The organism is Pantanalinema rosaneae CENA516 (assembly GCF_050753385.1).
Lineage (GTDB): Bacteria > Cyanobacteriota > Cyanobacteriia > Leptolyngbyales > Leptolyngbyaceae > Pantanalinema > Pantanalinema rosaneae.
In genome coordinates this window covers 1-8030 of record NZ_JBLZFZ010000112.1, presented here as the reverse complement: position 1 = coordinate 8030, position 8030 = coordinate 1, and the positions used below count along the sequence as shown (strand labels likewise).

Sequence of the window (8030 nt, the reverse complement as noted above, 5' to 3'; positions counted from 1 at the left end):
CCAGGACGACCTTAAGGCAGGTCTGGTCGTTTTTCTAATCATGCAACAAAGCCGCGCCAATGGCAAGAATTTTCATAGTGCTATAGTTGCAGCCTCCCTGGTATGTTTTCTCTATGCGTCCATCTCCTGCTGTGTAGACTAATTCATTGAGAGGGCAAGCACGATCGCAATCAAACTGACCAAAGCAAATCCTGTGCGAATGACATGAGAATATTCCCACTGGTTTCGGAGGTCTGTCCAGTCAGTTGCCCTTTTGTTTTGCTGCGTTTGATTGACACCAAATGAGAAAAAGTCAGCACTAAAGCGGCTCAAATTTTCACCTTCAAGCCAAAATTGATTAACCGGATGCGTAATCAACCAGTACACCCCTTGCATTCCAAGGAGTCCCAATAATGCCACTAATGTCAGCCAGAATTCTGTGCTGCCCCAGGGGGTGAGAATCAACAGGATCAGGGTGACGATTACGCCGCCAAACTCTCCAATTCCTCCTCCAACAGTGAACCCTGGGTAATAAATAGGCTGCATAGCAAAATAGGTCTCTTTTGAAAGACGCATTTTTCCGGGTAACTCCAGGGCATGAGCCAGTGCCATCGCCATTGCTACCGCAATCAGGATTGCAGTCAAAATTTGCAGGAGATGAAACATGACTAATTCCTCTTACTTAGACGTGTGTAATTTCCTTTAACGCCTGGTTAAGGGTGCAACTTCAGGCGTGTTGGTATTGCGGGGTTTTCTGGTTGGAATTTCAACCAGAAGTGAGACCTGGAGGGCACATAGCCCAAGCAGTTGCAGCACAAAACGACCAGCGTGAGAATATTCCCACTGATTTCGCACCTGCATCCAATTGGCTGGAATAGAATCAACCGTCCATTGAGCAAATTCCGCATTCATCGGTGCAACTAATGCAAACCAGACGATTAGGGAAAGAGCCAGCAAAATAGCACCAATCAATGTCCAATAAAAGGCAGGTCGCCGTTTACGAACCAGAACGGTTAGCGCGATCGCAGTGAGAACGGCACCAACTTCACAGAAGATGCCAGGAAGCGACCCAAACTGTTGATATAAGCTCTGGTTGATTGTTGTCCAAAGGGCTGCATCGTACTGCATTTTCGCTGGCAGTTCTAGTGTGTGGCAGAATGCCATTCCCATGCTAAGTGCAGCCAGGATGAGAGTAATCAAACGCCAGGTTTGCAAAACCATGATGGCTCCTCCTGAAAGAGGTTTGCTTGCAATATGAAAACAATGTCCAATTGCTGCCATACTATCCAATATGACAATTAGTTGTCATATTGACTATTAATTGTCATTCATAGAGTATCAACTTTTGTAAGCATCAGCGTCGATGATCAATCAGGTTACTCACAGAACTCAGGCGGGGCAGGCGATCGAAGACTTAATCATTGAAATTGTGGCAACTTTTTTCCTGCTCCGAGCGGAAGGAATGCGAATTGGAGTGGTTTCATCTTCAGGAGAAGGTTACTGGAGTGTGTTGCGACTGCTCAAGGTTAATGATCCCCAAACCGTACCGAAACTGGCTCGATACCGTTATGTGCCGCGCCAGAGTGTCCAAAAATGCGACCCACATCTCGATAGGCGATCGCATCATTAGGATGGTGCTGTTGCCACTGTTGGACAAACTCACGAGTCATACGACGAGAATGGGAACGTTCTCCACGGGGACTCGCATCAATGTGTAGTCACTGTGCCATTTGTTTCTCCTGATTCGTAGATTTGCTTTATCAAGACATCTTTAGATTAGGAAGACACTCTCCCGTTTCGCTATCTGATTCTTGTGGCACTAGCACATTCTTGAGATGAATCATAAAGTGGTACCCATACAAAAATCCATCCAAAGATAGAGAAATTTTGCTCTCACCTTGTTGGGTGAAGTCGGTAGAGAAGATACTCCTTTAGGATTAGCTTCTCTTGTTCACTACAGCGACGGGCGAAACAACAATTGGGAATCACCACCAGCAGAAACCAGGCATTTGTAGGATGGAATACTGTGCATGTCTAAACTGATTTATCTTGTTGCCTGTACGGTCGATCGCTTTATTGCCCGTAAAGATGGCTCGTTTGACTTTTTTCTCATGGAAGGAGAACACGTTGCAGATTTGCTTTCTGCTTTTCCTGAAACGATTCCAGCCCATTTGCAAGGGACATTAGGGATTACGGCTGACAATCAGTACTTTGATAGTGTTTTGATGGGACGCAGAACTTACGAAGTTGGGCTAAAAGAAGGAATTACAAATCCCTACCCACAAATGAACCAGTATCTTTTCTCGCATACTCTCCAGCAAAGTCCCCATCCTGCTGTTGCATTGGTTGCATCCGATCCAGTCCCCTTCGTTCAAAAACTCAAACAGCAACCTGGTAAAGATATTTGGTTGTGTGGGGGTAGGGATTTAGCCACAGTTCTGTTTCCAGCGATCGATGAGATGATTTTGAAAGTCCATCCCTTTCTCCTTGGCTCAGGAATTCCACTTTTCTCAGGAACGATCCCACTCACCTCTCTGGAGTTAACCGACAGCAAAATTTACAAGAACGGTTTCATGTTATTGCACTATCGAGTGAACCATTAGGTCATCGCCTGGTATGAAGTGCGATCGCCTCTTTTGCTGCTTTTACGACGCGATCGCGCAACTCTAGGGGTTCAATCACTTCCATCTGTCCTATAACAATGACGGGAATGAAGATCGTGCGAATTGTTGAAGGGCGAATCACCGATAGCTGGGTGAAAAATGACGTGATGGGGTTGATGAACCAACTCGGTGCTGGCTCTGCATCTCGATAAGCAAATGAACTACCCCAATAACAGTGAATTGAATTTACTTTTTAGAACAACTTCGAGAGGTCATTATGCAACCACTAAACGATAAAGTGGCGATCGTGGCGGGAGGCACTCGTGGAGCGGGGCGAGGCATTGCAACCGAACTGGGTGCCGCCGGAGCGATCGTTTACGTGACCGGGCGCAGCACCCGCACCCACCGATCAGAGTACGTTTCCAGTGGTCAACTTGCCAAAGTGTATGGTTTTACTGATCTGGATGGCTCTCAACCGGATGCCTGGCGCTACATTCAGGAGGTAACAGAAATGGGCAAACCGGCTGATGCAACTGGATACCGATGAGATCAGCATTTCTCCGCTGTTCAAGTGGATACTTTAACGGAACCGTCCCTGCTGCCAGTGATACGAAACTCATGGAACAATTGCAGTCACGCGGATTTCAATTCGCATTGTTGGCAGTCCAAGAGCCGCGACTCCTACCTGTGTCCAAATTGGGGCATGGTTGGGCATATATTGGCGATATAGCCTGACCATCACATCGTTAACCTCTGGGGGCAACCCACCAACATGGTAAGAATTAACATGGACAACGTGCTCCCAACTTGCACCAGCAGTTGCCAAGGTTCGCTCCACGTTCCGAAACGCTTGACTAATCTCGTCCGCAAGCGATTCTGGAATTTGCAGATTGTCATCCCAGCCACCTTGTCCTGATGTCTCCACGCGATCGCCAATTTTGACTGCTTGTGAGTAATGCAAGTTATTCAGCATGTATTCCCCATAACCAGGGGTAACAAAAAATTCAGGCTTATTCATGATGTTCCTTCTGTAATATGTTTTCTCTATCTCGCGTTGCTGAAACGAGTTTGTTTCGGCATCATCTGATCTAGACCCTAATGTTCAGAATTCACTTGCCAGTACCACACACGCACACATTGAAAGCAATTGATTGCAAGACCCTGACTGATCATCACTGGGTAGAAAGCATTACTGGTCGTCACTCCATAGACATCATCACTGGTGCCTTCAACCCGATCGGGTAAAACAACAGTTTCAACATTGATCACCTGTATCGTTGTACTTTCGATCCACTGATTTACAGCACTCACAACCTCAGAGAAGGATTCGTAATCGGAAGCTCCGCCGAAGGGTCCTCGTTCAGTAATCCGAGGCGCAAAATCTTTGTACTGAATCATTTTATTCACCACCTTAAAACTGTAGAGTTGAGCATCAATTCAAGTAATGGACATCGCCCACCATATTTAAAACCTTTCACGGTAACGCTTTGTGGGCAGTGATAGCCCTATGAGATTGATTCCAAAACTTAAGCCAACCTTGCCAGTAAACCGCTAAGAACAAAGGTAAAAGCGTGAAAGCTAATATGGGCTAACATTGCAGCCTCTAGCGAGTATTGCCAAAAGAGCCAGCCAAACCCAATCCCCGCAATCCCATTCAGTAACAATGCTCGAATAATCACAACTGGAGTGAGGGGAACGATCGCGGCAGTCGCTGGCAGGTGTAGTAGTCCAAATACCAACGCGGCTAGAACGATCGCACCCTGGTAAATCCCTGCACTTGGCAAAGTAACGCCTTGTTTGAAGACTTTCCACGCGATCCAAACAAGCAGCGACATTAAGCCCCAGCGCAGCAGAATTTCCTCAGTGATGCCGCCATAAAGCATTGCTGTAAGTGAACTCAGCCAATTCGGTTCTGTGTTATTGGCTGCCCGTAGTGCTTCAGGTAGGGCAGGTTGCATCAACCGATCGAGCAACAGGAGAATGATCGTTGTCGCTGCACCTATACCCAGGCTCCATTTCATCTCAATGACAGAATATGGAATCTTAGGGGTATGAAATACCCAGTAATCAATCAAATGTGAGCGTAATCCAACGCGATAGGCACAGCCAATTCCGATCAGAATGCTGATTGCCAGTAGCACTGTAAGCTGTAGTGCTTGCAGCAGCATTAAAACCCACAGTGGCGGAACGTTTGCTAGTGTTTCTGGAGACAGTTTCGCCAATTTTTGCTCAACTAATGAAACCGAGGTAATCGCAAGCATTGCAATTCCCGCAATGCCCAACACAAATAGAATCCCAAATTGTTTCAAAACTGCCATTGATTTAATCTCTAGAGACATCAGAATACTGGGTTAGATCCCAGAGTCGTGGCTGCTTGAACGGTGAAAATTGCTTTTGAAACGGCTTGACCGACCAACTCCTCTCTTGCGATCGCTTTAATTCGCGATCGCGCTTCAGGACGTTCTTCAAGTCTAAACACCGCATCAGTCAGGTGAGAAGCTTGCATCAAACTAATCAACGCTGCCATCCGAGAATCCAGTCCAATGCCTTCTAACACGGCGGCACGAACTTGCTGGGCAATCTCGTGTTGAATGGATTCATCGGTGAGAAAATATCGCTGCGTTGGGAACAGTCCAAGAATGCGTTGCTCTTGTCGTTCTAAAACCCCTAAATCAACTAAGCTCTGCAACACAATCGTTTGAATTCCTCTGTATCTTCGTCTCCAACGAGTCACCCAGAACCTTGCAGTTCGAGGACGAGACGAGGCTAGAACCTCACTGAGGCGTTGATCTAAGAACTCGTTGCCTGTGTTGACTGCGGTGGCTTGCCCGTGCGAAGCACGTATCGCACCGATTACACGATTGTCGTTGTCGATTTCAAGTTTGCCTTGCAGAACCAAATCTAGTAATAAAGAACCGACCAAGCCATAATCGAGCGCAGAATACAAAGAGAAGCGAGTTTTCCCAGTTTGGGGATTGAGTGCAAGCAGGATTAAATCCTGTGAAAGATATTGCATGATGAATTCCTGATTGAAGTATGCGGCGGTTTCTTTCAGCCCGTGCCAACGAGCACCATCACCGGGATTGTGGGCAGGTTGAAAACAATATGAACGACGAAACCGGGCCAAATCGAGCCGCTACGACGGAAGACCTCAGCGGTAGCGAGACCGGCCACAATAGCCGCCGGAAAAACAATGTTAATACCGTGCATGAGGGCAAAGATCACGGTGCTACCCACTACCCCAGCGAACGAGCCATAGCGCAGCAGCGCGTTGGTAACGATGCCGCGATAGAGCAGTTCCTCGCCGAAGGGTGAGAAGACGGAGATCAATACTGTGGACAAAACCAGAGACAGTAACCCGTCGCGACCACCCTCTGCGTAAACATCCTGGACATTGTCCGTGTCCCCGGTGATCTGGATCCAGGCCATGATCGCCAGCCCCTTGAGCACAAAGGCAACCAGCCCTACACCCACACTGGTTAGAAGCCAGCGACTGGAGGTTCGGCGTACACCGAAGGCGCTTAGGGAACGAATCCGCATCCGCGCGGCTGCCGTGAACGCGATGAGGGTGGCGACGCCGGTCCATGCGGCCAAGATCAGGCCGTGGACCACGGGGTCAAGACCGAGTTGCTTGAACAGCGAGACACCTCCGAACCCTACGATTAAATAGACGACGAGTCCGACGATAATCTCGGGCCAGCCCGGACGAGAGGTTTTGCTAGACCGAGCCGAGGACGCGGAAGGGGGCTTTCCCGACTCCCGCAGGTGATTTGAAGAAACACGAGGCATGATAATTGACTCCTTTTATCAGGTGACTGACTTCAGTTGCTGATGGGTTTGGGATTTGCCGGGGTCACCCGCGTCTTTCACTTCCGTTCCGATTCCCTTCTTTCCTTTGATTGCATAGCTCCTCATCTTTGTCTCCTTTACTCGTGCGTGGATATATTGCTTGGAAGTTAGCAAACCTGTTTTGCTTACAGACAAGGTAGAGACGCATTGGAGCAAATATCAGGGAGTTTAATGACTTGCAGAAATCATCGCTGCCATCAACTCCGTTGTTTTCCAACGCCCTGTATATCGACTTCCGTTAATAAACAGGGCTGGAGCAGATGTTACTCCACTGTGTATTCCACCTTCGATATCTTCATTGATGCGATCGATATGCACGTGTTTAGATAAGTCTTTGAGAAATTGAGGAATATCAAGCCTTAAATCATTGGCGTACTCTATCAGGTAACCGTTCTCTAACTTCCGTTGATGAACAAATAAAATATCGTGCATTAACCAAAACTGTCCTTGTGCAGCGGCAGCTTCGGCAGCTTCGGCAGCCCGTTGAGCATGAGGATGAACTTGTATCTGCGGAAAGTGACGGAAGATCAAACATAAATCATCCTCTTCAAGGGAAGCACTCAAATCTCGTTTAATTTCTTTGATCAGCTTGTAAACGTCCGCACTTCTAGGGTCTTGATAGTCTCCATACATCACCAGTACTACCTTGGCACTCAGCACACCTTGCATCCAGTCTTGGGGTGAAGGCGGGACAAGTAAGGAACTGTGACTGCGATCGTCGTTCATTTTTTCTACGTTTGCAGCAAGCATGGAACCTTGCAATTGACTTGCTCAATCCATTGACTGCATCTTGATTTGCATACATTCAATATAGGAAATCACTTTTAAGCTGTCGTCTATAGCGAGTTAAAATTTTTACAGTAAAAATTGATAGAGTAACCTTTCCATCGTAGAGTAGAAGACTGACTCTAACTTAAGGTAGAATCCGAACTCAATCGAAAGTACATCCTATAAACTGACAATGCCGCGCTTAACCGCAACAATTACAGCCTGAGTGCGATCGCTGACATCTAACTTATTCAAAATCCGATTGACGTGAGATTTAACTGTACCTTCACCAATACTCAAAGCAGTTGCAATATCGGCATTACTCATTCCCTGCGCCAGTGAGCGGAGTACTTCTAGTTCTCGTTCACTCAGTTCTGGATTGCTGAGCCGCTGTGCCAACTTTGCGCCCACATCAGGCGGAATATACTGCTGCCCCCGATGAACAGTGCGTATGGCATTCAAAAGCTCATCCGGTTCAGTTTCTTTCAACAGATATCCTTTAGCTCCTGCCTGCAATCCCCGGTAAATATCTTCGTCACTATCATAGGTGGTCAGTACAATAATCCGAGCAGATTTAGCGATCGCACAAATTGCACCGATGCCAGCAACTCCTTCTACTTCAGGCATTCGCAGATCCATGAGTGTGACATCCGGTTGGTGTTCCTCAAATAGCGCGATCGCCTGCTCCCCATTTTCAGCCTGGGCAATCACCTGCATCTCTGGGTCGCGGTTAATAATCGTGGCTAATCCTTGCCGAAAAATGGCATGATCGTCCGCAATCAGAACCCGAATTTGGGGTATGGGGTGTGGGGCTGTCTCTTATACACATCT

General features: G+C 47.4%; 13 protein-coding genes. 3 read left to right on the top strand and 10 right to left on the bottom strand.

The annotated features are described in order from the left end of the window. Window positions 1–138 precede the first annotated feature (138 nt). Together ACN4EK_RS31515 and ACN4EK_RS31510 are read right to left on the bottom strand one after the other, a co-directional pair. Entirely contained in the window at window positions 139–624 is a 486-nt protein-coding gene (locus ACN4EK_RS31515; protein WP_431662399.1) for an anthrone oxygenase family protein, read from the bottom strand. 57 nt (window positions 625–681) lie between these two features. Continuing rightward, window positions 682–1200, bottom strand: coding sequence for an anthrone oxygenase family protein (locus tag ACN4EK_RS31510; RefSeq protein ID WP_431662398.1), 519 nt, complete (start codon window positions 1198–1200; stop codon window positions 682–684). Between the two features lie 142 nt (window positions 1201–1342). Between ACN4EK_RS31510 and ACN4EK_RS31505 the strand changes: the two genes are divergently transcribed. Further along, the gene (locus ACN4EK_RS31505) at window positions 1343–1609 is read left to right on the top strand and encodes a hypothetical protein (protein WP_431662402.1); all 267 of its coding nucleotides are present in this window, start codon (window positions 1343–1345) and stop codon (window positions 1607–1609) included. A gap of 400 nt (window positions 1610–2009) precedes the next feature. Further along, window positions 2010–2582, top strand: a complete 573-nt coding sequence (locus ACN4EK_RS31500; protein WP_431662397.1) for a dihydrofolate reductase family protein — start codon at window positions 2010–2012, stop codon at window positions 2580–2582. 1 nt (window position 2583) lies between these two features. On the opposite strand, the gene ACN4EK_RS31495 is transcribed toward ACN4EK_RS31500, so the two are convergent. Beyond that, the gene (locus ACN4EK_RS31495; RefSeq protein WP_431662396.1) at window positions 2584–2724 is read right to left on the bottom strand and encodes a hypothetical protein; all 141 of its coding nucleotides are present in this window, start codon (window positions 2722–2724) and stop codon (window positions 2584–2586) included. Window positions 2725–2859: 135 nt separating this feature from the next. Between ACN4EK_RS31495 and ACN4EK_RS31490 the strand changes: the two genes are divergently transcribed. Then, window positions 2860–3129 carry a hypothetical protein gene (locus tag ACN4EK_RS31490; RefSeq protein ID WP_431662395.1) on the top strand — a complete coding sequence of 90 codons (270 nt, stop codon included), beginning with the start codon at window positions 2860–2862 and terminating at the stop codon, window positions 3127–3129. Window positions 3130–3198: 69 nt separating this feature from the next. Here the strand turns inward: ACN4EK_RS31490 and ACN4EK_RS31485 are convergent, their stop codons facing one another. The 7 genes from ACN4EK_RS31485 to ACN4EK_RS31455 all read right to left on the bottom strand — a co-directional run bounded on the left by ACN4EK_RS31485 (window position 3199) and on the right by ACN4EK_RS31455 (window position 7979). Then, the gene (locus ACN4EK_RS31485) at window positions 3199–3600 is read right to left on the bottom strand and encodes a RidA family protein (protein WP_431662394.1); all 402 of its coding nucleotides are present in this window, start codon (window positions 3598–3600) and stop codon (window positions 3199–3201) included. A 77-nt stretch (window positions 3601–3677) separates the two neighbouring features. Further along, a complete protein-coding gene (locus ACN4EK_RS31480; RefSeq protein ID WP_431662401.1) occupies window positions 3678–3980 on the bottom strand; it encodes a hypothetical protein in 303 nt (100 codons plus the stop codon). 128 nt (window positions 3981–4108) lie between these two features. Beyond that, window positions 4109–4900, bottom strand: a complete 792-nt coding sequence (locus tag ACN4EK_RS31475; RefSeq protein ID WP_431662393.1) for a CPBP family intramembrane glutamic endopeptidase — start codon at window positions 4898–4900, stop codon at window positions 4109–4111. 20 nt (window positions 4901–4920) lie between these two features. After that, entirely contained in the window at window positions 4921–5598 is a 678-nt protein-coding gene (locus ACN4EK_RS31470; protein ID WP_431662392.1) for a GOLPH3/VPS74 family protein, read from the bottom strand. 35 nt (window positions 5599–5633) lie between these two features. Next, window positions 5634–6371 carry a CPBP family intramembrane glutamic endopeptidase gene (locus tag ACN4EK_RS31465; protein ID WP_431662391.1) on the bottom strand — a complete coding sequence of 246 codons (738 nt, stop codon included), beginning with the start codon at window positions 6369–6371 and terminating at the stop codon, window positions 5634–5636. Window positions 6372–6599: 228 nt separating this feature from the next. Further along, window positions 6600–7181, bottom strand: a complete 582-nt coding sequence (locus ACN4EK_RS31460; protein ID WP_431662390.1) for a DsbA family protein — start codon at window positions 7179–7181, stop codon at window positions 6600–6602. Window positions 7182–7379: 198 nt separating this feature from the next. Then, window positions 7380–7979 carry a response regulator gene (locus ACN4EK_RS31455; protein WP_431662400.1) on the bottom strand — a complete coding sequence of 200 codons (600 nt, stop codon included), beginning with the start codon at window positions 7977–7979 and terminating at the stop codon, window positions 7380–7382. Window positions 7980–8030 lie beyond the last annotated feature (51 nt).

What these genes read in the sequence shown, in the direction of transcription:
- ACN4EK_RS31510 (WP_431662398.1), bottom strand. Translation starts at nt 1,200, where the DNA reads ATGGTTTTGCAAACCTGGCGTTTGATTACTCTCATCCTGGCTGCACTT.
- ACN4EK_RS31505 (WP_431662402.1), top strand. Translation starts at nt 1,343, where the DNA reads ATGATCAATCAGGTTACTCACAGAACTCAGGCGGGGCAGGCGATCGAA.
- ACN4EK_RS31500 (WP_431662397.1), top strand. Translation starts at nt 2,010, where the DNA reads ATGTCTAAACTGATTTATCTTGTTGCCTGTACGGTCGATCGCTTTATT.
- ACN4EK_RS31490 (WP_431662395.1), top strand. Translation starts at nt 2,860, where the DNA reads ATGCAACCACTAAACGATAAAGTGGCGATCGTGGCGGGAGGCACTCGT.
- ACN4EK_RS31485 (WP_431662394.1), bottom strand. Translation starts at nt 3,600, where the DNA reads ATGAATAAGCCTGAATTTTTTGTTACCCCTGGTTATGGGGAATACATG.
- ACN4EK_RS31480 (WP_431662401.1), bottom strand. Translation starts at nt 3,980, where the DNA reads ATGATTCAGTACAAAGATTTTGCGCCTCGGATTACTGAACGAGGACCC.
- ACN4EK_RS31475 (WP_431662393.1), bottom strand. Translation starts at nt 4,900, where the DNA reads ATGGCAGTTTTGAAACAATTTGGGATTCTATTTGTGTTGGGCATTGCG.
- ACN4EK_RS31470 (WP_431662392.1), bottom strand. Translation starts at nt 5,598, where the DNA reads ATGCAATATCTTTCACAGGATTTAATCCTGCTTGCACTCAATCCCCAA.
- ACN4EK_RS31465 (WP_431662391.1), bottom strand. Translation starts at nt 6,371, where the DNA reads ATGCCTCGTGTTTCTTCAAATCACCTGCGGGAGTCGGGAAAGCCCCCT.
- ACN4EK_RS31460 (WP_431662390.1), bottom strand. Translation starts at nt 7,181, where the DNA reads ATGCTTGCTGCAAACGTAGAAAAAATGAACGACGATCGCAGTCACAGT.